The following is a 22,749-nucleotide window of genomic DNA, read 5'->3' on the forward strand; positions in this document are numbered from 1 at the left end:
ATTTAAAAATTTCTGTCTAACAATATCCCAGTTTGTTCTGCCATGACACGAGGGGGGACTGACATTCCATTCTTAAACCACCATTCTACGATCCCCACGACCGCGGCCCCAAAAAATTGAAGAATGACATCTTCACTTAAGCCTTGATTTTTTCCTTCTGTTACATCGACTTCAACCTTGTACTCCTGGACGACTAAATCAAGAAATTGACTACGAAAATAAGCTGAACTTTTCGTGTTTAGCATGGTTGAAAAGAACAAATGATTGTCTGCAAAGTATTCGAACCAGACATAATTTCCTTCTTGGAAACTCATTTCAGATGCTGTGTGGCAAAGTTCACGGAGATTGTTTATATGTTCTTCAATTATCTTATCTAGCAAGTCAAATTTATCCATGTAATGGAGATAGATTGTTCCTCGATTAACATTTGCCCTATCAGAAATATCCCGAATTGTAATGTCATCAAAGTTTTTTTCAGTCATCAGTTCAAGTATTGCTTTCTTTATGGCTTCTTGAGATTTGAGTACCCTTCTGTCCACTTTAGTCATTTTTAAAGTCCCCTCACTGAGATAATAGGCAATTACGGATAATTTGTTGAGTAATCCACACATCGAAAGAAATTGATTATTGCAAGCATTTTGTTTCCGTTTAGAATTATAAACGTAAGTTGATTAAACAATCAATGTTCATTTTTTATTTGGAGTTATCTAAACTCAATGATCAGTACGCGTACCCGTTCTGAGGCAAGTCAAGATCGCACCACACGAAAGGAAGGAACCATGAAATGGATTATACGAAACTTGGAAATACTGGCTTGGATGTATCCCGGATTTGTCTTGGTTGTATGGGTTTTGGAGACGCACGAAAAGGTCATCATCGATGGGTACTTGATGAAGAACGCGCTCGTCCGATCATAAAAAAAGCTCTGGAGCTTGGAATCAATTTTTTTGATTCTGCAAACGTGTACGCTGAAGGGACAAGTGAGGAAATAATTGGAGGTGTATTAAAGGATTTTTCGAACCGTGATGAAATTGTCATCGCGACTAAAATACATGGACGAATGCATCAAGGACCCAATGGCGCTGGACTTTCCCGCAAGGCGATCATGAGCGAAATCGATAAGAGCCTTAAGAGATTGAAAACCGACTACGTCGATCTGTATCAAATTCATCGTTGGGATTATAACACGCCTATCGAAGAGACGATGGAGGCATTGCACGATATAGTTAAGGCTGGTAAGGCAAGATACATCGGAGCCTCTGCAATGTGGGCATGGCAGTTTGAGAAAGCTTTACATATAGCTGAGAAGAATGGGTGGACCCGATTTGTATCAATGCAGAATCATTTAAATCTCATTTACCGTGAAGAGGAGCGAGAGATGCTCCCACTTTGTAAGGAAGAAAAAATTGGGGTCATTCCTTATAGCCCGCTCGCAGGAGGAAGATTGGCGCGGGAGACAACAACACATCGTGCCGAAACTGATGAAATTGCAAAACAAAAATATGATGCAACAACAGATGCGGATCAATTGGTGGTGAACCGGGTTGCGAGTTTGGCAGAGAAACATGGTGTTCGCCGGGTTCACATCGCACTTGCGTGGCTTCTGCATAAAGAACCGGTAACCGCTCCTATTGTCGGTGCGACAAAAATATCCCAGCTCGAAGATGCAGAAGCTGCTCTATCTATTCAATTAACTGCTGAAGAAATTGCGTTTTTGGAAGAACCATATGTACCGCACCGAATCGTTGGTCATTTTTAAATTCATATAAATTGGTGTCGCACGGTCTCTTTGATAAGAGAGATGCACATGAGTTTTTGTGTCATCTCGTCGTCATTAGACATAAACTCACAATAAAGGAGAATAATTATGCCTGTAATTACAATTGAAGCAGCTAAATTAACTAAAGAGCAAAAAAGAAAGTTAGTAAAAGACCTTACTACATCAGCTTCAACTATCATGAATATACCTGAACAAGCATTCTTTGTGTTCGTAAGGGAAAATGAACTAGATAATATAGGTGTTGCAGGACGGATTTTAGCAGACAAAGCTGTAAATAATCCACTGAAAAGTGAGGAGTAAAATAATTAACTTGGTATCCATTTAAACAATTAAGATAGAAAAAAATATTCTTGGATGGAGAAAATTTAAAATGAAAACACTCGTTCTTGTTTTTCACCCTGATTTAACTGCTTCCCGTGTTCATCGTCGCTTAACGGAAGAAATGAAGAAGCAAGCTGGTGTTACAATTCACCATGTTTATGAGGCATACCCGAATGAGAAGATCGATGTCGCTGCCGAGCAGAGTTTATTGGAGCAGCATGATCGCATCGTTTTGCAATTCCCTTTCTACTGGTACAGTACGCCTTCATTGTTGAAAAAATGGGAGGATGTAGTCCTAACTCATGGCTGGGCATTTGGAAGCAAAGGGGACAAGCTGCACGGAAAAGAGCTGCTGATTGCCGTTTCTACCGGCGCTGCTAAAGAAAACTATTTACCAGACGGTAATTTTAAATACACCGTTTCCGAGCTGCTGCGACCTCTTCAGGCAACCAGTAACTTGATTGGAACACGCTATTTGACACCATATATCTTGTATGGTGTAATGCAACATCTGTCAGATGAGGAGCTAGAGCAAAGTGCCAAGGATTATGTGGCTTATGCGCTGAACCCTAAACTTGTCTAGAAGAATGGTCATGCTAAGCCTGTTGGCTTCATCATACAGATGGGAATTAGAGGTTACTGCGTCGCAATTATCGTCATTCTTTCGGCAGGCTTACTCATCCGCAAAAAAACAAGCAGGAGGCATAGTTATGAATCGAATTGAAAAGAGCCAAGAAACGTTTAAAAAGCTATTCCATAATGCAGTGCCAGCGGCATACGCTACTGATCCTGATTTTCAGGACATCCTGAGCCGTTTTATTTTTGGGGAAGTTTTTTATCAAGGTAAGTTGGACGATAAACAACGTGAGCTTATCACTCTGGTGGTGCTTGTAACGAACCAAACGTTACCTCAGCTCAAGGCACATGCTCATGCTGCACTCAACGTTGGGCTGACACCGGTAGAAATCAAAGAGGCCATTTACCAATGCGCGCCTTATTTAGGATTCCCTAAAACGCTAAATGCCATCGCGGAGATTAATGAGGTTTTCCAGTCCAGAAATATCGAGTTACCTCTCGAAAGCCAAAAGCAGGTTGAAGAAGAGAATCGGATAGACAAAGGCCTTGCAGTGCAGGTAGAGATCTTTGGCGATATCATTGAAAAGAACAGGGGGAATGTTCCATACAATCAAAAGCATATACAAGACTATCTTTCTGCCTTCTGTTTTGGTGACTTCTATACTCGTGGAGGCCTTGATCTGAAAACACGGGAGTTGCTGACCCTCTGTATCGTGAGTAGTCTCGGCGGTTGTGAAAGTCAAGTCAAGGCACATGTGCAAGGCAACCTGAATGTAGGCAATGACAAGGATATCATGATCACTGCCATCACTCATTGCCTTCCTTATATGGGTTTTCCGAGAACATTAAATGCTTTGAGTTGTGTGAATGAAATCATTCCAGAATAGCAGGAGAAATTAAGCGAAAAAATAGATTTTTTTATAAATGAAAGTATACCTAAAATTAAGAAAGGGTGTTTATCTAAAATGTCAAATATTCAAGAGAAAGTAGTTATTATTACAGGAGCGTCCAGCGGTATTGGAGAAGCAGCTGCAAAAGAACTGGCATCTAAAGGTGCAAAATTGGTTCTTGCCGCTCGCCGCGAAGACCGGTTAAAGAAACTACAAGATGAAATTGAACAAAGCGGTGGAGAAGCTGTGTATAAGGTGACGGATGTAAGTTTACACCAACAAATGGAAGATCTTGCTGCATATGCGCTTAACAAGTTTGGAAAAATCGATGTTTTAGTCAATAATGCTGGAATCATGCCGCAGGCTTTTCTTGCTTTGAAAAAGGTTGATGAATGGGACCGAATGATCGATGTCAATATCAAAGGGGTATTGTACGCAATCGGGGCAGTCCTTCCATCTATGAGAGAACGGAAATCAGGTCATATTATTAACCTTTCATCCGTGGCTGGACACAACATCTACCCAGGCGGGACAGTTTATTGTGGTACCAAACATGCCGTAAGAGCAATCTCTGAAGGCTTGCGTCAAGAAGAAGCGATGAGTGGTACAAATATTCGTGTGACCAATATTTCGCCGGGGGCTGTGACCAGCGAACTGCTGGAGACGACAACTGATCCGGCAATGAAAGCGGGCTTAGATGATTTTTACAAGATAGCAATCGATGCAGACAGCATCGCACGTGCCATTGCCTTTGCCATCGAGCAACCATCGGATGTGGGCATTAATGAGATGATCATTCGACCAACAGCTCAAGTTGGATAACGTTAAAAATATAAGAAAGTAGAGATGAAAAATGAAGAACGAGCACTTAAGCCATAGCACACTCTTCCCATTGGGTCAAAAAGTCGAAAAAAACTTTATCGGAGACGCGTACTTACAAATGGTGTTTACCGATCCAGCACCACTCAATACAGCAATCGGGAATGTAACCTTTGCTCCCGGTGCCCGCAACAACTGGCACTCTCATCACACTGGGCAAGTGTTGTTAGTTACTGGCGGTGAGGGGTGGTATCAAGAAGAAGGAAGGCCAGCTCAATTACTCAAAACAGGCGATGTGGTAAACATTCCAGCGTTCATTAAACATTGGCATGGGGCTACAAAGGACAGCTGGTTTGTTCACTTAGCTCTTACACCAGGACAAACAGATTGGTTAGAACCCGTACTGGATGAAGTATATATTAAGCTATAATAAATGAATTAACACATATAAACGGCAGCCGTCGATGCTGCCGTTTATATAGAAGCTTCTAATAAATCTGAAACCCTCTGTTGCTATTCTGTGAATTATGGGGTCAGAGAAGATTTGAAGCTAGTACTGAGCGATTGGAGACAGTATTATGCAAACGATCGATCAACAAATGCTTACCGGAGAACGAGCACTTTTCAAGAGAAAGAACCTCATTGTCACTAATTCCATTTTTGCAGATGGCGAGTCCCCCCTGAAGGAAAGCAACGATATTACTATCGATAATAGCATTTTTAAATGGAAGTATCCCTTGTGGTATTGCAATAATATTTGTGTTAATCGTAGCACTTTCCTTGAAATGGCCCGATCGGGAATATGGTATACACATCAAATTGTCATTAATGACAGCGTAATAGAGGCGCCAAAGACATTTCGGCGTTCGAGCGGAATCCGACTGACGTATGTCGATCTCCCCAACGCGCAAGAAACCTTATGGAATTGCGAAGATATTCACTTGCATCATGTGACCGCAAAAGGTGATTACTTTGGAATGAATAGTGCAAATATCACTATCGACGATTTCACATTAGCGGGGAACTACGCATTCGACGGAGCTAAGGATATGGAAATTCGCAATGCGAAGATTATTTCAAAAGACGCCTTCTGGAATTGCGAGAATGTCACCGTCTATGATTCATTGATCATCGGAGAATATTTAGGATGGAATTCGAAAAACATCACTTTTATCAACTGCACTATCGAAAGCAATCAGGGAATGTGCTACATGGACCGTCTCGTAATCGAAAACGGAACGATTCTGAATACCGACTTGGCATTCGAATATTCAACCATTGAGGTGGAAACCAAGACCTCAATTGATAGTGTGAAAAATCCAATCTCAGGGAAAATCAAAGCAAAGGGTATCGGCGAAATCATCATCAATGACGAAGAAATCAACGCTGCCTACACCCGATATGAGCTGGATAAAGCAGGTGATCGATTTGTCCTTTAATTTTGATAAAATGACGAAGCGTTTGGCCACTAACTCTTATAAATGGGATGTTGGACCAGAAGAGTTGCCGATGTGGGTGGCGGATATGGACTTTGAGACTTCGCCTGCTATAGTCGATGCTCTGCAAAAGAGATTAGACCATCGTATTTATGGATATACCTCGATACCAGATACTTATTATGATGCAGTTGCCCATTGGTGGGAAAAGAGACATCAATATCAGATCCAAAAAGAATGGATTATGTTTTGCACGGGGGCAGTGCCGGCGATATCATCTATCGTACGCAAAATGACCAAAGCCGGTGACAAAGTGCTAGTGCTTGCGCCTGTCTATAACATTTTCTACAACTCCATAAAGAACAATCAACGAGAAGTTCTCGTAAGCGAGTTGGTTTACAAAGACAATCGATATTCGATCGAATTTGACGATGTGGAGAAAAAGCTAGCCGATTCTGACACAACGCTTATGATTTTCTGCAATCCGCATAACCCCATAGGCAAAGTGTGGGACAAACAAATTCTTGAGAAACTCGGCACGCTCTGCGTCAAGCATCAGGTCCTTATGCTTTCCGATGAAATTCACTGCGATTTAACACACCCAGGCCACCCATACATTCCTTTCGCTTCAATATCGGAAGAGATCGCCCAAAATTGCATCACCTGTGTGGCGCCGACGAAAACCTTCAATCTTGCGGGAATTCAAACTTCAAGTATTATCGTGCCGAATTCGAAGATTCGTAAACTTGTACACCGTGGCATTAACACCGATGAAGTGGCCGAACCTAACTTTTTTGCGATTGAAGCATCAATCTCTGCCTTTACGGAAGGCGAACCCTGGCTGCAAGCCTTATTGGAATATCTCATGGCGAACAAGCAATATCTCGAACATTATTTGGCTAGTGAACTGCCGCAGCTCCAAATTATCCATTCGGAAGCGACTTATTTGGCTTGGATCGATTGCCGAAACATAACTCCTAATGTAAGTCAACTGTGTAAATTCATAAGGAAAGAAACGGGGCTGTATGTCACGGAGGGCGCCATTTATGGCGGCAATGGACACGATTTCATTCGATTGAACTACGCCTGCCCTAAAAAACGACTAGTTGATGGATTGCAGCGCTTGAAGATTGGGATTCAGGCATATCAAAGAGTGAATGATTGATTCAATAATGGTTACCGGACACTCCTCCACGAAATGAATGGGAATTTGGGATAAAGTTGCACGATCACTTAATGAAGTTGACGCCGATTTTGTCGTGTTCACAAAAGTGGAGCCACTGTCCACGGCCGACTGTGTATTGAGAGGGCAAAGCGTCGCGTGAGGAACAATACGATCTAATTCTGGCATTGGGGGCGGATTATCTGGATGCCGCCAATGCCAGCGAACTCGTAACTGTTTCGAAAACCTCTTTCTTGGGGTTACCTTTCTAACTAGAGTCTTACCGCTGCCGGTTTGCAGTCCCAAAGCGATATCATAATGGTTTCCTATAACTTTTTTATAATTTTGTTTCTTATGGTGTTGATCCCAGGGATACAAGGGGAGCCCACTTATGAATGTCATTGCAGCAAAAGCTGTGGCACTTGGAGAAGCACTACAACCAGATTTTGTGACCTATATAGAAAGAGTTCTTGACAATGCCAAGGTATTTGCAGAATCGCTGATTATATGGAGCGAGTATTTGAACTATTATTATTTGATGTGCAGCAAGCGATGAATACATATTTTAGAATCTCATGTATTGGGACAGGTTGCCTGAGTTTGAGGAAATGGAACTTGCCAAGTACATTGGATCAGCTATCAAAGCCGGGAAGAAAAACGACTATTCGGCTATTTTAATTATTGGTCAGCGCAGGAAGACAAAGCAGATGTACGTGATCGATGGCAATATCTATAAACTGCTGCCGGATGATTTGTTCCAAGTCGCAATTGATAAGTTAAAGCTTTATCTTTAGATAAGCCGGACTTTGAAGTCCCAGATATTTTATGTGGGGTTGTTCAATTGAGTCAGTCTGTGAAAAGTTTATAATTTTGTGATCGTAGTTCGTTGTTTTGAGGGTCAGGCAGTTTAGACTACGGATTGATAGTGAACTGCAAGAGATAATATTGATTTCAAGCATAAGAGTTATATCATAAAATACCAACTTCAATGTAAACTTGAACCTGAAACCCTGTCATAATAATCTGAGTACTGGCGCATTCTGGGGATTTTTGTTTTAAGGGAGGAATTAAATTGTTAAATGATAATGAAAGAAAAGGAATATTTAAAGCCATTTTTGAAAGGAGAGATATTCGATCATTTAATGGAAAACCCATATCCAAAGATAAGTTAAACAACATATTAATGGCTGGTCATCATGCACCTTCCGTTGGTTTTATGCAACCTTGGGATTTTATTGTAATTGACTCTCAAGAAGTTAAAGAACGATTGGCGTATGCATGTCATAAAGAAATACAGGCCTTGTCCATACACTATGAAGATGAAAAAAAGACAAGATTTCTCTCGTTAAAATTAGAGGGTATAAGGGAAGCACCTATAACGATCTGTATTACATGTGATCCAACTAGAGGTGGGGGACATGTAATTGGGCGAAATTCTATTCCTGAAACAGATATTCTATCCGTCGCCTGTTGTATCCAAAATATGTGGTTGGCGTCTTATGCAGAAGGAATAGCTATGGGATGGGTGAGTTTTTACAAGAAAACAGACGTACGGGAAATACTAAATATTCCACCACATATTGATCCTATTGCTTTGGTTTCATTAGGTTATACGGATTTTTATCCTACAAAACCAATCCTAGAGCAAGTGAATTGGGAGAGACGTCGTAATCTAAATAATCTAATACACCATAATTCTTGGGAATGATTGAAATATAAGTTAATTTTCCTTTTTGGATATGATGCTCACAGAAACGATTGTTTCATAAGCATCATTAAGCAAGGACAAATGAAAAAGATAAATTTATTCGAGATTACAAAATTATGCGAACTTTGAGTTACTTATCTGCAGATTAGAGAATCCAGATATATCCCAGAAAAAAATGAAAGCTTTTTGTTTATTGCAGCTCCCATAGGTCGTAAAGGAAAAAGCCGACGTTTAACTCAGCGATCCATTGAAAAACTAATTGAAAAGTATGCTTCAGCTTTTGGAAAACCAGCATTAATCGTGCATTCTCTAAGACATTCATTTGCAACGCGTTACCACTTAGAGAGCAATGATGTGCCTAGATTGAAGAACCAATTAGGACATTCCTCAATACAAACAATCATGATCTATACACATTTAACAGATGAAGAAATGTGAAATGCGGTTAATAATATGGATAAGTAATGTAGGGCTCGTCAAATAAGTGACACAAAGTTTCCTACTTAGTTTGATAATAAAAAAATCACCTCATTCGCTTGGAGAAAAAAACTAAGTTACTCAAAATTCCGATTAAACTGCTTAAGTAGGGAACTTTGTGTCAATATACAAATGTACAACAACACGCTAAAGCCAAGCTGTTTTATACGGTTTTCTTTATACATGTTCACAAAACCCGTATTTTGTACATATGTAAATATAGATAATGTAGACTTCTGTTGTACATTGACACAAAGTTACCTACTAAAATTACTCTTTATTCATTGGTGCAGGAATTAAAATGTCATGATATGTACGCATATATTTCCTTCCAGAACCGTTCACCAACACATTTAATTATGTCCAATCGGTTTTTAACCTATTCCTATACCAAACGTTCAACCTTACTTGTTTCTGAAGCAATGGTGGATTCTGAATAACATGCCTCAATCGCCAAATGATGTGGCTGATCAATTATGGGAGCTGTTAAAAAGGAATCAAGTCATAAATTAAAACGTAAGAATTAAGCCTCTATTGCCTCCTCCCGCGAAAAAACGGCACCAAAACGGTGTCGTTTTCATTTCAAAACTTGAATCAGCGATGATGCAACAATCTGAATCATGGATTACTAGATTTCACACTTAAAAGTAACGAATTTCTTTGTATTGTGCATTACAAAAATTGACATTCTACATGAAAATAAGTAGTATAATTAGAAACATTTATGCTATAAAAGTGCCTTTCTCATCCCTCTCTTTTTAAATTCCTGATCCTACCTAATTTTAAGGAGTGAAATGCTATGTACGCACGAACGCTAAAAGCGAATACAAGGTATGTAGTCAGCAACTATTGCAAATGGATTGCAGTTGGTATGATTTTAACTTTCACGGGATGCCCGCTTGCATCCGCCGCTCCTTCACCCTCATCCTCTAGTAAAACTAGTGACCCCGCCTCCTCTCTAGTCACATTTCAATTGCAAGAGGCTACGATTGCTCAAATGCAGGAAGCGATGAAGTCAGGAGCACTGTCAAGTGTCGAGCTCACCGCCCTGTACCTTAACCGGGTATATGCCTATGATTCTAGTGGCATTCGACTGAATTCCATCCCTGTTCTGAACCCCGACGTACTAAAAGAAGCTGCTCAGGCTGATCAACTTAGGGCGCAAGGTATTAAAACCGGGCCTCTGCAAGGCATCCCCTACACGGTTAAAGACAGTTACAAGGTTAAGGGACTTACTGTCGCTTCTGGATCTCCAGCTTTCAAAAACCTGATGTCAAAGGACGATGCCTTTACAGTAGAGAAGATACGTAAATCCGGTGGGGTGCTCATTGGTAAAACCAACATGCCGCCAATGGCAGCAGGGGGAATGCAAAGAGGTGTTTATGGCCGTGCTGAAAGTCCGTACAATCCAAATTATTTGGCTGCAGCCTGGTACTCCGGCTCCTCTAACGGATCTGGTGTATCAACAGCCGCCAACTTCGCTGCCTTCGGCATGGGGGAAGAAACGGTATCCTCTGGAAGATCACCAGCATCGAACAATGGTTTAATTGCCTACACGCCATCGCGAGGCCTAATCTCCATTCGGGGGAATTGGCCTCTCTTCCCTATACGGGATGTCGTTGTCCCACATACGAGGACTGTCGAGGACATGCTCCGCTTGCTTGACGTGATCGTTGTAGAAGATAAGATTACCAAGGGTGATTTCTGGCGAGAACAGAAAGCCGTTCGGCTCCCTTCCGTCAACAGTGTCCGTCCCAAATCCTATTTAGAACTACGAGATACTCAAGCTTTGCAAGGCAAACGCATTGGCGTTCCGAAAATCTATATCGGTAAGGACCATGAAACCTCAACTCCGATCAAATTCAGACCTTCGATACAGGCATTATGGGAAAAAGCTGTAAAGGATTTAACTGCTCTTGGAACTGAGGTTGTGGAAGTTGACTTCCCCTTGCAGGCCAACAGCGAGAAGGACCGGGCAACAGCGAAAACACCTGAAGAACGTGGTTTAATGCCGGCAAAGTGGGCTGAAAAGGAATTCGGGCTGCTTAATCCCTATGCAGCTGAGGAATTCCTTAAAAGTGTGGACGATCCGAATTTCCCGTCATGGGCTAATATAGACCCTGCAACCGTCTTCCCGAATCCACCCGGTTCGGTAGATGCCAAACGTGGCAGAGACCTTGGCCACTATGACATATTTATTGAAACCATAAAGAAAGGCGTCACCCCTTACGAACAAATTCCTCAGTTTCAAGAAGGACTACGGGGGCTTGAAAATGTACGAAAGATTGATTTTGAAAATTGGATGAAGCAAAACAACCTTGATTTTATTGTATTCCCGGCAAATTCGAATATCGGTAAAGCTGACTCCGATGTGAATGAAACATCCTATGAGGAGGCTTGGGAGAATGGCAACTATTTCTCCAATACGAATTTTATTCTACGCGAGTACGGGATCCCAAGTGTGTCTGTGAGTATGGGCGCTATGAAGGATACCGGAATGCCCGTTAATCTGACAATGGCAGGTGCCGCATACAGCGATAACGACCTGCTTCGTTACGCTTATTCCTATGAGCAGGCTACCAAAAACCGTCCTATTGCAGCACGCACGCCAGCTCTTGAGGATGAAACGTTTTCCTATAACCCGCAAACTTCTCTCCCACCCTCTAAACGCAAGGAAACAGGAACCCCTGAACTTAAGTTGAATGCTTCAATCACGGATGATGTTCTCGCTTTGGAAGGTTCAGTCACAGATCAAAGCGATATCGCACAGCTTAAAGTTTATGTCAATGGCATTCGTGTCGTTATTACAGAAGATAAAACCAATTGGTCAGCAACGCTTCCAACTACTAAATATAAACAGGATGGTGCCTCCCAGGGCGATACGCTGCATATTCTCGTGCTGGCTAAAGATATTTACGGAAATACCTCTGCTCAAGTCAAGTCTGTCACTTTACCCCAATAACGTAGGACATCATAGAAATCACTTTTGGATTTTGTTGAATAAAAACACTTCGGTGTGTCTTCCTCTGCATGTACGCATAAATTAGATGATCATAAATAATCACACAGCAGCACAAGAGATTTAGATCGGATCAGCTATGTATAAATCATTGTGTTGATCGCAGCAAGGGAACCATTGATAACTCCTAAAGGTTCCTGATTATTGTTACACATTAAATAATGTGTTTTTTCGATCATCAAATAAATAAGTTCTTAAATTATTCCCCCCAAAAATTAAAATCAGTTGATATTTTTGGGGGGTACTTTGTGTCATGGATAAAAGGACGACAGGATAATCGCCCTTTTATCCATGACAGGTTGCATTTAATACCGTCCATTATGACAGAGGCTATTACTTAGCGTATTCAGCCATTACAATATTTCGATATACCCTTCGGTTCCATGCACGCGAATTCGTTGCCCATCTTTTATCAGTTTGGTCGCATTCTCCACTCCGACAACGGCTGGCAAGCCATATTCACGTGCGATAACGGCTCCATGGGTCATCAGTCCACCCACCTCCGTAACCAAGCCTTTTATGGATAAAAACAATGGAGTCCAGCTAGGATCGGTAAAGGCGGTGACTAGTATATCGCCATCTTCCAGATCAGCCCCTTCTATATTCAGGATCACACGTGCCCGCCCCTCTACAATACCCGAAGAAACAGCGAGGCCTACAATAGCTTCGGCAGGGATATTTTCTCGTTTGTACTGACCCGTAATGATTTCGCCATCAGACGTGATAACACGTGGCGGAGTTAGTTTTTCATATAATCTGTACTCATCTTTTCGTTTGTCGATGACCTGGTAATCCAGTTTATTTGTGCGTATGGTTTCCTGCAATTCTTCAAAAGCGAGATAGTAAATATCTTCTTTTTCATGAAGAACGTTGGCTTGTACGAGTCGTTCCGCTTCCTTTAGTAAAGCCTGTTTATAAATAAAATAGCGACTAACAATGTCGTATTTCGGATATTCACGATAACCGATGAAGTTCCGGATCAGGTCGATCATTTGTTTTGTCTCTTCGGCTTTTTGTTCACCACCCGGTAATTGTTTCAATCGGGCTAATAAGTCCTGTTCTTTGTTCAAAGCTTCCTGTCGCCCTTGCTCAAACTTTCGTTTACTGGCGCCAGGATCAAGGTTTTTGATGTTACTGAGGATCATAGGTACCAGTGTACTTGGTTTTTCACTCCAGCGTGTTCTTGTAATATCGATCTCCCCGGCACATCGCATTCCATATTTGTCGAGATAAACAGCAATAGCATCACGCACCTGCTGCCCACCTTCGAATTGAACCAGTTCATCCAAAAAGTTATCATCCTTTACCTGTTGTAAATACTCAATTATTTCCGGATAGGGACGAATCACATCTGCAACATCCAGTAGCTCCATACCCATTTCCGAAGTGACGTTGTTAGGTACAGATAGGGAAAGTGTGTCTGCTACGTTTTTTTCACCTAACCATTCATTCATTTTTTCATTGATCCATGCTGAAGCATGCATGGCGGCCATAATCACATTCAAATTTTTCAGTTCTGACGCTCGCTGCCTCCGTTGCTGCATATCTTCCAGGATACAATCAAATACATCCAATCCTGATTTCGTTTGGATATTATGTTTTAATGCTGATAACGATGTCTCACTACTCTTAATCAAAACAGCAACAATTTCCGGGTCGTTTCCTGCTTCTTCCAGAATATCCGCAGACGACATACCCTTATGGCTTTTAACGGGCCCCGGTTCGCTTGTGTCATATGGGTCCGATTTTATAAAATCTCCCCGCTCTATGATGGTAATAAGCGCGTCTTTTATGAGCGGATCGGAGTGCCCTAGAACATCCAATAAATTTTGCCTGCCAGTCGGTGAAGCCAGGCCCATCGTGATATCCACAAACAGCCTTCCGCCACCAGTTCTAAACATGGGCGTGGCACCTGTTAATATCCAAACAGATATCCCCAGTGGTTTAATAGGATCAGTCATCATTTGCTGATGGCCGACAGATACATACACGTGATTCTCCTGGTCATTTGCTTCAGGAATGGGATATAAAGTGGTGATCGGCCGGCTCTGGACAATATAAAATGTATCATCAGCCAAACACCATTCGATGTCTTGGGGGCAGCCGAAGTGTTCTTCGATCTGCCTTCCAATTCGTGCCAGTTGTAAAATTTGTTGTTCCGTAAGGGTTTGAGTCCTTTGCTGATCGAGATCAATTTGCTGAGTCTCTGTTCCGCCTTCTCTTCGCCCATAGATAGCCAATTTTTTGGTTGCTATCCTCTTATCGACGATTTCCCCTTCCTGTACTTGATAACAATCGGCAGAGACTAAGCCAGAGACCAGTGCTTCTCCAAGTCCGAAACTGGCATCGATAGAGAGCAGCTTTCGGTTGCAAGTGATGGGATCAGCGGTAAATAAAATCCCTGAAGCCTGTGGGAACACCATTCTTTGAACGATAACAGATAAATAAACTTGGCTGTGATCAAATCCATTCTGCATTCGGTAAATTACCGCGCGTTCCGTAAATAAAGAAGCCCAACATTTGCGGATATGCTCCAAGATGGATTCTTTGCCGATAATATTTAAATAAGTGTCTTGTTGACCAGCAAAAGAAGCATGTGGCAAATCCTCAGCGGTCGCACTAGAACGCACGGCATAAGCATATTCATCGCCAAACTGGGAGAGATAGTGAGCAACTGCTTTCACAACATCGGAAGGAATGGCTACTTCCATAATGGCCTGTCGAATCTTCTTGCTGATTTCATAAATTTGTTCTCGATCTTCTACTTTAAGCGTAGTTAGCCGATCCAACAAAGCATGAATCATTTCGTTTTGTTCGATGGCTTTTTGATATCCCACTGTTGTAACACAAAACCCTTCTGGCACTTGTATTCCTTCCATTTTGGTTAATGCCCCTAAGTGTAGCCCTTTTCCACCAACAAGCAAAAGCTGAGTGTTATCCATTTCTTGAAAATCGAGAACCAGTGAATTCATTCAACATCTCTCCTAACCATTAAATTGAGAAAAAAACATTTGACAAGAGTTTAGCGGCATGGTAAGATTTAATTGTAAGATGTGTTATTTATGTCTACTACATCTTTATAAAAGATAATCTGATTATATCATCGTGTCTGTTTTATATGCAATATAAAAGAACCTGATAAAACTATCCAGGTTCTTTTTTGATTTCCGCTATCACTTCTTAAAATAAAAAAAGCCGCGATTTCGCAGCAATGAATGGGATGAAATTCTTATTACCCGACAGGTGCTGCATGACATAGAATATTATCTCATTCCAAGTCGATCTACCTTACAACACCTGCTTTGCTCGATCAAACAAATTCCGATAGAAAACCTGTCCACGAGTAGACTTCTTCGAATTGTTGGATACGCTTCAAAATACGTTTGTTCTAGCTTTGCAAAAGCCGGTACAGCAGCGCCTCTCCCTTATTCTCAAACGTTCGCTGTGTTTCCAGAAATTCAGGCACCTCTATCAGCCGAGAGGGTCTGTACCCGGGGCCACCACAGCCGCAGGAGTGGTAAGTGTATCCTTGTTGATATAGTAGCTCTACCTTTTTCCACTGTTTGATATCCGTTTGCTTCGGGGCCTGAAAATCATGACCCATGTCATGCATGGATGCCTGGCATTGCGGACAGACATGGACAATCCGTTCATATTCATCCTTCGGCATTTCAAACCGTGATGTCTGCTTATATACTTTCCTGCAGGTAAAGCAGGCAAAGATATCTTTATATGGGCCGCATATTGCATATCTACACATACGGTTACCCCCTTTATAATCTAGAATTGGTCTGGCATTTTTCACTTAAATCATAGAAATATTTCAGTATTTTTTCAATTGACATGTATACAAGTCTGAAAACTCCTGTGAGAATTCCTCCAGTTTGGCCACCGCCTGACGGTAAATAACAATACTCACGAGCAAAAACGGAATGACAAAGGCCAGCTCGTTTCCGCCCATAAATTTTGCTGCAGTCTCGCATTTCTTACTCGCTCTTTCACCGATATATCCAACTCGTAGAACAGCCTCCATGACTCCCCCACTTCCTCAATATTCATACAAGTTAATTTAAGCTAGCCGCCTTATTTCTTGATATAATCAGCGAACTTCCGAAGAAAATCGAGCGAATGGATATCCTCTCTAAGATGATGATGAACCAGATCATCCATTTTGGTTGTTTCCTTATTCAGCATGTATTCAAGCATAGCTTGGTGCTCATGCCAGATGCCCATCAGCTTCCCTGTTTCCAGCATATGCAGCTTGCGATATCTGATATAGTGAACATTTGACTGCTGAATGAGCTGCCAAAGAAACTCCCGCCCCACCAATTGGAACATGGTTTGGTGGAACTGATCATCCAAACTGAGAAATTGATCCGTCGCATGATCTTCTTCGATCACAGCTCTCTGTCTGTCCAGAATATCGCTCAGCTCCTGCACATCGCTTAATGTAATTTGCGAAGAAAGCTCCTTCATAATCTCCTTTTCCAATGCGCTTCTTAAGTAAATAATTTGCTCAACGGACTCCAGATCAATATAGGACACAATGTTCCCCTTCTTGGGATAAATATCAATGTAGGACTCGAGCGCAAGCCACTTTAATACATCGCGTAGCGGAGTTCTGGACAGCTGGAAGCGTTCTGACAAAGTCGTCTCACTCAGTAGAGTACCCGGCTTTAAAGTCAGTGACAAAATATCATTTTTCAAAAGCTGCTTGATTTCTTCTTTCGTCAACATTTCATTCCTACCTTCACTTTATAAATCTAGAACTATTATAAAGCATTTTGAGGTGATAAATCCCTTTATAATTATCATTGACAAGAACAAACCCTATAATTTATGATCAACTCAATCTTGTATACAAGACAGACGAATATAATCAGGGAGGTATCGTTATGAATATGACCTGGAGATGGTATGGAGAAGGCAACGACAATATTACGCTGGACCATATCCGGCAAATTCCTGGAGTTATGGGCATTGTCTGGTCTTTACATGATAAGGTAGCTGGTGAAGTATGGGAAATGGAGCGAATTCAGGAGGTAGCTGATCAGATTACGAGCAAGGGCTTTAGTTCGGCGGTCGTAGAAAGTGTAAATGTCCACGATGATATCAAAATCGGCCTACCATCCCGCGATCAATATATTGACATTTATATCGACACCATTCGAAAATTAGCCAAAGTGGGAGTTAAGGTGATTTGCTATAACTTTATGCCTGTCTTTGACTGGACCAGAACAGAGCTGTACAAGGAACTGCCTGACGGGTCCAATGCCCTCTTTTATGAAAAGGCTGCCATTACTGATGATCCCCGCCAAATGGTGGATCGGATTCTCAAGGGAGCTGGGAAGTTCACCATGCCTGGCTGGGAACCGGAACGGTTGGCGAGACTGGATGAACTTTTTGCTGCTTATGCGGATGTCACAGAAGACAAGTTGTTTGACAACCTAAAGTATTTTCTTGAGCGCATCATCCCGGTCTGCGAGGAGTCTGACATCAAGATGGCCATTCATCCTGATGATCCAGCATGGCCCATCTTCGGATTGCCGAGAATTGTCCGGAGTCGTGAGACCATCCGGCGCATCCTAGACGCAGTGAGCAGTCCATATAATGGTCTAACCTTCTGCACAGGCTCACTGGGAAGCAATCCTGAGAATGATTTACCAGCCATGATTCGGGAGTTTCATGATCGTATTCATTTTGCGCATATTCGTAATGTCAAGGTGTTTGAGAATGGAGACTTTATTGAAGTGTCGCATCGCGGGAAGGACGGAAGCGTCGATGTACCGGAAATAGTTAGAGCTTATCACGAGAACGGCTATCAGGGATATGTACGTCCAGATCACGGCAGACATCTATGGGGGGAAGAAAAGAATTGTCGGCCAGGCTATGGTTTGTATGACCGTGCACTGGGAGTTATGTACTTGCTTGGTGTTTGGGATAGTCTCGCTCAAGGCAAAGGAGTGAAATAAATGCTCCAACTTGACCGGAAAGGCCTTTTAGATAAGGCGGCCTGGGAAGCAGCAGGTATTGAATTGCCGAAATATGATCTGGAGCTTGTTGCCCATAACACCCGACTTAGACCGCAATGGGTGCATTTTGGCGCAGGCAATATTTTTCGAGGGTTGATAGCCAATGCGCAGCAACAACTACTGAATAACTTGAAAGCGGATACAGGTATTATTGCAGCCGAAGCCTTTGATTTTGAAATGATCGACAAAGCCTATAAGCCTTACGACAATTTAACCTTACTGGTGTTGATGAGTGCAGACGGAAGATTTCACAAGAGCGTGGTCGCAAGCATCGTTGAGGAAATCGCGGCAGAGCAGAATCGTCCAGACGACTACCTCCGTCTGATTGAAATATTTGAGAATCCGTCCCTGCAGATGGCCAGCTTTACTGTCACGGAAAAAGGATACGCTCTGACCGGGCCCGACGGCAAGTATCTGGCTGTTGTAGAGAGGGATTTGATGAATGGCCCTGAACAACCAGCGCATGTGATGAGCATAGCTACTTCGCTTGCCTATCGGCGTTATCTAAAGGGGCGACTTCCAATGACTTTTGTGAGCATGGATAATTGCTCCCATAACGGCGATCTGTTAAAGGATAGTATGATTGCCATCGCCAAGGAGTGGACTCGCAGAGGCCTGGTAAAGGAAGGATTTGCAGACTATCTGCAGAATGAGGAGAAAATAACCTTCCCCCTGACCATGATCGACAAAATTACCCCCCGCCCTTCCTTGCAAGTACAGTCTGCTCTTCAGGAACTGGGGTTAGCCGACATGGAGTTAATCGTTACCTCCAGGCATACGTATACGGCTCCCTTTGTCAATGCTGAGGTTAGCGAGTATTTGGTCATTGAAGACAAGTTTACGAACGGGAGACCTGCACTAGAGGAAGCTGGTATCATTTTCACGAATCGGGATACAGTGGACAAAGTGGAGAAGATGAAAGTCACTACCTGTCTCAATCCGCTGCATACAGCGCTGGCGCTAGCTGGGTGTCTGCTTGGGTATGAGCTTATTGCAGATGAAATGAAGGATCACACATTACGTCGTCTGGTGGAAACTATCGGCTACAAGGAAGGGTTGCCTGTTGTAGTTGATCCCGGTATTATTCAACCGAAACCATTTATTGACGAGGTATTGCAGGAACGCTTCGCCAATCCCTATATTCCGGATACGCCACAGCGGATTGCAACAGATACCTCTCAAAAGATGAGCATCCGTTTTGGTGAAACCATAAAGTCTTATGTTGGCACAGTAGGACTTGATCCTGCGAACTTGACTGCTATTCCCTTGACCATTGCGATCTGGTGTCGCTATTTGCTGGGAGTGGATGATCAAGGAGAACCCTTCACACTCAGTCCGGACCCGTTACTGGATACGTTGCAGGGATATTTGAAGAATACGAAGCTGGGCGATCAGACCTCCAAGGTTCGCTGCCTCCTCGAAGATGACAAACTGTTCGGTGTCCGATTATATGAAATTGGTCTGGGCGACAAGATTGAAGCCATGTTTCATGAAATGCTGGCAGGTCCCGGAGCAGTCCGAAGCACGATAGAAAAGTATGTGAACTAGAAATTACTTAGAAGGTCACAATCACTTTGCCCTGGGAGTGGCCCGTCGACACATTAATCAGCGCCTTGTTAATGTCACCAAACGTATAAGTTGAATCTATAGAGGGCTTTATATTTTCTTTTTCAACAAGTTTAGTGATTTCTTGTAATTGACTTCCATTGGCTTGCACAAATAAAAAACGATATTCATTTTGATTCTTGCGCGCTAAAGAATCTAAGCGAGCACCCACCAGACCAAATAATGCTTTTTTCCACAGGGGAAAACGATTGTCAACCGCAAAGCGATAATTAGGTCCGGCTTTCAATGATACCAATTTCCCTTGTGGTTTTAAAATACCCAGTTCAGCTTTGATCTCTTTGGTACCCAAGGTGTCGATCACATAATCGATATCGGACAGTATGTTAGCATAATTCTCTGTCTTATAATTGATGAACTGATCAGCCCCGATCGACAGTATACGTAACCTGCCTCTTTCACTTCCACTTGTAATAACAAATAACCCCAGTGATTTGGCAATGGGGATTGCCATAGCGCCAAATCCTCCGGTTCCTCCAGGAATGAATAGCTTTTTATTCGGCTGGACATGGAGTACATCGTGCAATGCTTGATAAGCAGTCAAGGCAGTAAGGGGTACAGCAGCAGCTTCAATAACGCCAGACAGTTCATTCCCTAAAGTTAATGGCAACTTATAGTCAGCAATCATCCGAACACTACCATTCAAATTTAGGATATCCAGTGGATTTACACCTGCTGCCTTTACTTTGACAAGCACCTCATGGTTGTTGATCTGTGGCATGTCAACATCATTTAACTCCACTTGGATTTTTTTTGAATATTTCTGTATTTGTGCTGCTCTCATATTCATCCTCTTCCTTTGCTAATTTGGAGATAGCATAACCATGAAACTATTGGCTAAAAACATGGCGTACAATTTACGGTTGTACGCCATGTTCCACTCTTTTGCTATTGTAGTCCCTCTTGCGATTCTAATTCTCGTATCGTCGGATAGTCCGTGTAACCTTTACTCCCCAGACCAAAGTAACCTTTTTCCATCCTTCAATATGTTTATCCGTATAAATCCCAGGTGTCCATAAGTACCCTTGACCATCATCAGAAGGTTGTGTACCCTCCGTAATAATGAGTCCATTGATGCACGCTAAGCATAATAAAGAGGTGTTAGCTCTCCTGGTGTGCCATCTTCTTGCGATCTGCTACGTGTCATTGGTGCCATTGCTAAACGATGTGGCAGCTCCATTTTTCCAATCTTCGTTTTACTCCACAACTTTTCATTGGATACTCTCCTCTTTCAATAAACTCAACAGATCTATAAATTGAATTTAAAATTCTGAAATGATCGGATATATTTGACCTCTGAGATTGAAATTATAGTTCTGGTCTACAATCCCTACCCCTTCGTTGCTGTCATAAAGATCCACCATGAAGCCCGCCATTTGTTTGGCAGTGTGGTACTTAGGCATGTTTGCTTTATAATCAAAATCTTCTGCATCTAATGATTTCTTCACAAATTCCGTTTCTGTTATAGCTGGTGCCAAAACCTTTGCCTTTAGTTTTGCACCTTTTATTTCTAGTTCTTTTGCAAGTCCTTCTGTGAAGGCACTAACGTAATACTTAGATGCAGAATAAGTAACACTCCCAACAGCAATGGCATATCCAAGTCCAGATGAAACGTTAATTAACTGAGTTCCTTCTACATCAGCATAATCTCGTACATATAGTGTAGAAAGGATGGTCAAAGCTTCGATATTAACACGTAACATGGTTTCAACTTTATCTAAATTCTGTTCTGCTACAAAAGAAGATTCACCGAGTCCCGCATTGTTTATCCAGGTCTCAATTTGGTATTCCTTTAAATCGTTATATAGTGTGTAGGCTTGATCTGTAACAGACAGGTCACTTGTATGAACAATAACATTTACATTAGGGTCAATATTGTGAATTGCTGATTTGAGTTCTTCTAATTTATCAAATCTTCTAGCTACCAAGATTAGGTTTTTGCCACGTGCCGCAAATGCCAATGACGTTTCATATCCAATCCCCGAGCTTGCTCCTGTAATAACTGTATACTTCATAATATTCTCTCCTTCATAACATGCATATTAGTGTAAATAAGTTTTAAAGACGATTTTAGAACGACCATTCTTATTAGGGTAAAAAAAACAGTTAGATCTGACTTGCTATTAGCATATCAATTTTAGAACGAACAATAAAGAATTTTTTCGTGGCTAAGAATTGTAATTTTGGAGCGGTATTCCTTGACATGTTTGAGGCGTAAGATACAAGTTCTTTCTTATGTTAGAGGGACAAGAAAAAACTTGTATCACGGAAACAAACAGTCCTCCATTGAGGTAACTCCTTTTGCCTGTCATGCTGTAATTTCACTTTTAATCTAAAGCGGTCAGTGTCATATCAATAATATTCTTTAATTTTTGCTGATCCGTTGTTGTCTTAACCAACGTACGTAGCCCTAACCACGCATTCATTAAATAATGAGAAATAACTACAGGATCCAAGTCAGCCTTGAATTCACCCGATTGTTGACCCTTCAGAACAAGGTTAGTCAAGAGTTCCTCAGTTCGCGAATAACTTTCATCAACTAAGGATGCAACTTCAGGATCCAACACGCCGAGTTCCACACCTGAATTCACGAGAAAACACCCTAGAGGTTCTCCTTCGTTTCTTACTGTCGCCTCAAACAACTCCCGAATTGATTCTTTGATCGGTTTTTGTTTTTCAATCAGAAACCTCATTTTGCTGGTCTGCTTCGTTTCATATCGTTCGAGAGCTTTCATAAATAAGGCATGCTTATCCCCAAAGGTATCATAGATACTTCTTCGGTGAATGCCCATAAACTCAACCAAATCTTGCATTGAAGTTTTCTCATATCCTTGTGCCCAAAACAGGTGTATCGCTTTATCTAATACTTCATTAACTTCAAATTCTTTTGATCTTGCCATCGTCAT

20 protein-coding genes and 2 pseudogenes are annotated in these 22,749 nt (G+C 41.9%); 14 read left to right on the plus strand and 8 right to left on the minus strand.

Going from position 1 to position 22,749, the window contains the following annotated elements; genetic code table 11:
- Nucleotides 1-2: 2 nt before the first annotated feature.
- Entirely contained in the window at nt 3-548 is a 546-nt protein-coding gene (locus MLD56_RS12775; RefSeq protein WP_017426964.1) for a TetR/AcrR family transcriptional regulator, read from the minus strand.
- Nucleotides 549-784: 236 nt separating this feature from the next.
- Here MLD56_RS12775 and MLD56_RS12780 point away from each other — a divergent pair, with 236 nt between their 5' ends.
- The 12 genes and pseudogenes from MLD56_RS12780 to MLD56_RS12840 all read left to right on the plus strand — a co-directional run bounded on the left by MLD56_RS12780 (nt 785) and on the right by MLD56_RS12840 (nt 12,131).
- Complete coding sequence (locus tag MLD56_RS12780) at nt 785-1,759, plus strand: aldo/keto reductase (RefSeq protein ID WP_029515209.1); 975 nt, start codon at nt 785-787, stop codon at nt 1,757-1,759.
- A 108-nt stretch (nt 1,760-1,867) separates the two neighbouring features.
- The gene (dmpI, locus tag MLD56_RS12785; RefSeq protein WP_016820887.1) at nt 1,868-2,080 is read left to right on the plus strand and encodes a 4-oxalocrotonate tautomerase DmpI; all 213 of its coding nucleotides are present in this window, start codon (nt 1,868-1,870) and stop codon (nt 2,078-2,080) included.
- Nucleotides 2,081-2,150: 70 nt separating this feature from the next.
- Entirely contained in the window at nt 2,151-2,684 is a 534-nt protein-coding gene (locus MLD56_RS12790; protein ID WP_017426962.1) for an NAD(P)H-dependent oxidoreductase, read from the plus strand.
- A gap of 127 nt (nt 2,685-2,811) precedes the next feature.
- Nucleotides 2,812-3,564 (plus strand): carboxymuconolactone decarboxylase family protein, encoded by a 753-nt coding sequence (locus MLD56_RS12795; RefSeq protein WP_029515207.1) that lies wholly within the window; start codon nt 2,812-2,814, stop codon nt 3,562-3,564.
- 78 nt (nt 3,565-3,642) lie between these two features.
- On the plus strand, nt 3,643-4,389 hold the full coding sequence (locus tag MLD56_RS12800) for an SDR family oxidoreductase (RefSeq protein ID WP_029515205.1): 747 nt from the start codon (nt 3,643-3,645) through the stop codon (nt 4,387-4,389).
- Nucleotides 4,390-4,420: 31 nt separating this feature from the next.
- The gene (locus MLD56_RS12805; protein ID WP_029515203.1) at nt 4,421-4,816 is read left to right on the plus strand and encodes a cupin domain-containing protein; all 396 of its coding nucleotides are present in this window, start codon (nt 4,421-4,423) and stop codon (nt 4,814-4,816) included.
- Between the two features lie 148 nt (nt 4,817-4,964).
- Nucleotides 4,965-5,825, plus strand: coding sequence for a DUF3737 family protein (locus MLD56_RS12810; RefSeq protein WP_029515202.1), 861 nt, complete (start codon nt 4,965-4,967; stop codon nt 5,823-5,825).
- On the plus strand, nt 5,755-6,987 hold the full coding sequence (locus MLD56_RS12815) for a MalY/PatB family protein (protein WP_230585132.1): 1,233 nt from the start codon (nt 5,755-5,757) through the stop codon (nt 6,985-6,987). The genes MLD56_RS12810 and MLD56_RS12815 overlap by 71 nt, the downstream gene beginning before the upstream one ends.
- A gap of 367 nt (nt 6,988-7,354) precedes the next feature.
- Nucleotides 7,355-7,772: pseudogene (locus MLD56_RS26060) on the plus strand (hypothetical protein); the annotation flags it as partial.
- 284 nt (nt 7,773-8,056) lie between these two features.
- Nucleotides 8,057-8,692 (plus strand): 5,6-dimethylbenzimidazole synthase, encoded by a 636-nt coding sequence (bluB, locus tag MLD56_RS12830; RefSeq protein ID WP_029515198.1) that lies wholly within the window; start codon nt 8,057-8,059, stop codon nt 8,690-8,692.
- A gap of 135 nt (nt 8,693-8,827) precedes the next feature.
- Nucleotides 8,828-9,130, plus strand: a pseudogene (locus MLD56_RS12835) (tyrosine-type recombinase/integrase); the annotation flags it as partial.
- A gap of 838 nt (nt 9,131-9,968) precedes the next feature.
- Nucleotides 9,969-12,131, plus strand: a complete 2,163-nt coding sequence (locus MLD56_RS12840; protein ID WP_029515197.1) for an amidase — start codon at nt 9,969-9,971, stop codon at nt 12,129-12,131.
- A gap of 410 nt (nt 12,132-12,541) precedes the next feature.
- Here the strand turns inward: MLD56_RS12840 and ppsA are convergent, their stop codons facing one another.
- The 4 genes from ppsA to MLD56_RS12860 all read right to left on the minus strand — a co-directional run bounded on the left by ppsA (nt 12,542) and on the right by MLD56_RS12860 (nt 16,925).
- Complete coding sequence (gene ppsA, locus MLD56_RS12845; protein WP_039273092.1) at nt 12,542-15,160, minus strand: phosphoenolpyruvate synthase; 2,619 nt, start codon at nt 15,158-15,160, stop codon at nt 12,542-12,544.
- Between the two features lie 416 nt (nt 15,161-15,576).
- Nucleotides 15,577-15,948 carry a hypothetical protein gene (locus MLD56_RS12850; RefSeq protein ID WP_029515195.1) on the minus strand — a complete coding sequence of 124 codons (372 nt, stop codon included), beginning with the start codon at nt 15,946-15,948 and terminating at the stop codon, nt 15,577-15,579.
- Between the two features lie 63 nt (nt 15,949-16,011).
- Complete coding sequence (locus MLD56_RS12855) at nt 16,012-16,221, minus strand: hypothetical protein (protein ID WP_029515189.1); 210 nt, start codon at nt 16,219-16,221, stop codon at nt 16,012-16,014.
- Between the two features lie 50 nt (nt 16,222-16,271).
- The gene (locus MLD56_RS12860) at nt 16,272-16,925 is read right to left on the minus strand and encodes a GntR family transcriptional regulator (protein WP_029515188.1); all 654 of its coding nucleotides are present in this window, start codon (nt 16,923-16,925) and stop codon (nt 16,272-16,274) included.
- Between the two features lie 158 nt (nt 16,926-17,083).
- On the opposite strand from MLD56_RS12860, the gene uxuA reads away from it, so the two are divergent.
- Nucleotides 17,084-18,160, plus strand: coding sequence for a mannonate dehydratase (gene uxuA / locus MLD56_RS12865; protein ID WP_029515187.1), 1,077 nt, complete (start codon nt 17,084-17,086; stop codon nt 18,158-18,160).
- Nucleotides 18,161-19,768 carry a mannitol dehydrogenase family protein gene (locus tag MLD56_RS12870; RefSeq protein ID WP_029515186.1) on the plus strand — a complete coding sequence of 536 codons (1,608 nt, stop codon included), beginning with the start codon at nt 18,161-18,163 and terminating at the stop codon, nt 19,766-19,768.
- Between the two features lie 7 nt (nt 19,769-19,775).
- Here the strand turns inward: MLD56_RS12870 and MLD56_RS12875 are convergent, their stop codons facing one another.
- The 3 genes from MLD56_RS12875 to MLD56_RS12890 form a co-directional block, all read right to left on the minus strand.
- Complete coding sequence (locus MLD56_RS12875; protein ID WP_029515184.1) at nt 19,776-20,627, minus strand: NADP-dependent oxidoreductase; 852 nt, start codon at nt 20,625-20,627, stop codon at nt 19,776-19,778.
- Nucleotides 20,628-21,105: 478 nt separating this feature from the next.
- On the minus strand, nt 21,106-21,858 hold the full coding sequence (locus MLD56_RS12885; protein WP_029515182.1) for an SDR family NAD(P)-dependent oxidoreductase: 753 nt from the start codon (nt 21,856-21,858) through the stop codon (nt 21,106-21,108).
- A gap of 312 nt (nt 21,859-22,170) precedes the next feature.
- Nucleotides 22,171-22,743: a TetR/AcrR family transcriptional regulator gene (locus MLD56_RS12890; protein WP_029515180.1), complete on the minus strand. Its 573-nt coding sequence runs from the start codon at nt 22,741-22,743 to the stop codon at nt 22,171-22,173.
- Nucleotides 22,744-22,749 lie beyond the last annotated feature (6 nt).

Origin of the sequence: Paenibacillus peoriae (assembly GCF_022531965.1) — a bacterium.
Classification (GTDB): Bacteria; Bacillota; Bacilli; order Paenibacillales; family Paenibacillaceae; genus Paenibacillus; species Paenibacillus polymyxa_D.

Excerpts from the sequence above, each read along its gene's own strand:
- MLD56_RS12840 (WP_029515197.1), top strand. The coding sequence starts at position 9,969 with ATGTACGCACGAACGCTAAAAGCGAATACAAGGTATGTAGTCAGCAAC.
- MLD56_RS12795 (WP_029515207.1), top strand. The coding sequence starts at position 2,812 with ATGAATCGAATTGAAAAGAGCCAAGAAACGTTTAAAAAGCTATTCCAT.
- MLD56_RS12860 (WP_029515188.1), bottom strand. The coding sequence starts at position 16,925 with ATGTTGACGAAAGAAGAAATCAAGCAGCTTTTGAAAAATGATATTTTG.
- MLD56_RS12870 (WP_029515186.1), top strand. The coding sequence starts at position 18,161 with ATGCTCCAACTTGACCGGAAAGGCCTTTTAGATAAGGCGGCCTGGGAA.
- dmpI (WP_016820887.1), top strand. The coding sequence starts at position 1,868 with ATGCCTGTAATTACAATTGAAGCAGCTAAATTAACTAAAGAGCAAAAA.
- MLD56_RS12850 (WP_029515195.1), bottom strand. The coding sequence starts at position 15,948 with ATGTGTAGATATGCAATATGCGGCCCATATAAAGATATCTTTGCCTGC.
- MLD56_RS12780 (WP_029515209.1), top strand. The coding sequence starts at position 785 with ATGGATTATACGAAACTTGGAAATACTGGCTTGGATGTATCCCGGATT.
- MLD56_RS12810 (WP_029515202.1), top strand. The coding sequence starts at position 4,965 with ATGCAAACGATCGATCAACAAATGCTTACCGGAGAACGAGCACTTTTC.
- MLD56_RS12800 (WP_029515205.1), top strand. The coding sequence starts at position 3,643 with ATGTCAAATATTCAAGAGAAAGTAGTTATTATTACAGGAGCGTCCAGC.
- MLD56_RS12775 (WP_017426964.1), bottom strand. The coding sequence starts at position 548 with ATGACTAAAGTGGACAGAAGGGTACTCAAATCTCAAGAAGCCATAAAG.
- MLD56_RS12855 (WP_029515189.1), bottom strand. The coding sequence starts at position 16,221 with ATGGAGGCTGTTCTACGAGTTGGATATATCGGTGAAAGAGCGAGTAAG.
- MLD56_RS12890 (WP_029515180.1), bottom strand. The coding sequence starts at position 22,743 with ATGGCAAGATCAAAAGAATTTGAAGTTAATGAAGTATTAGATAAAGCG.
- ppsA (WP_039273092.1), bottom strand. The coding sequence starts at position 15,160 with ATGAATTCACTGGTTCTCGATTTTCAAGAAATGGATAACACTCAGCTT.
- MLD56_RS12805 (WP_029515203.1), top strand. The coding sequence starts at position 4,421 with ATGAAGAACGAGCACTTAAGCCATAGCACACTCTTCCCATTGGGTCAA.
- MLD56_RS12875 (WP_029515184.1), bottom strand. The coding sequence starts at position 20,627 with ATGAGAGCAGCACAAATACAGAAATATTCAAAAAAAATCCAAGTGGAG.
- MLD56_RS12790 (WP_017426962.1), top strand. The coding sequence starts at position 2,151 with ATGAAAACACTCGTTCTTGTTTTTCACCCTGATTTAACTGCTTCCCGT.
- MLD56_RS12885 (WP_029515182.1), bottom strand. The coding sequence starts at position 21,858 with ATGAAGTATACAGTTATTACAGGAGCAAGCTCGGGGATTGGATATGAA.
- uxuA (WP_029515187.1), top strand. The coding sequence starts at position 17,084 with ATGAATATGACCTGGAGATGGTATGGAGAAGGCAACGACAATATTACG.
- MLD56_RS12815 (WP_230585132.1), top strand. The coding sequence starts at position 5,755 with ATGACGAAGAAATCAACGCTGCCTACACCCGATATGAGCTGGATAAAG.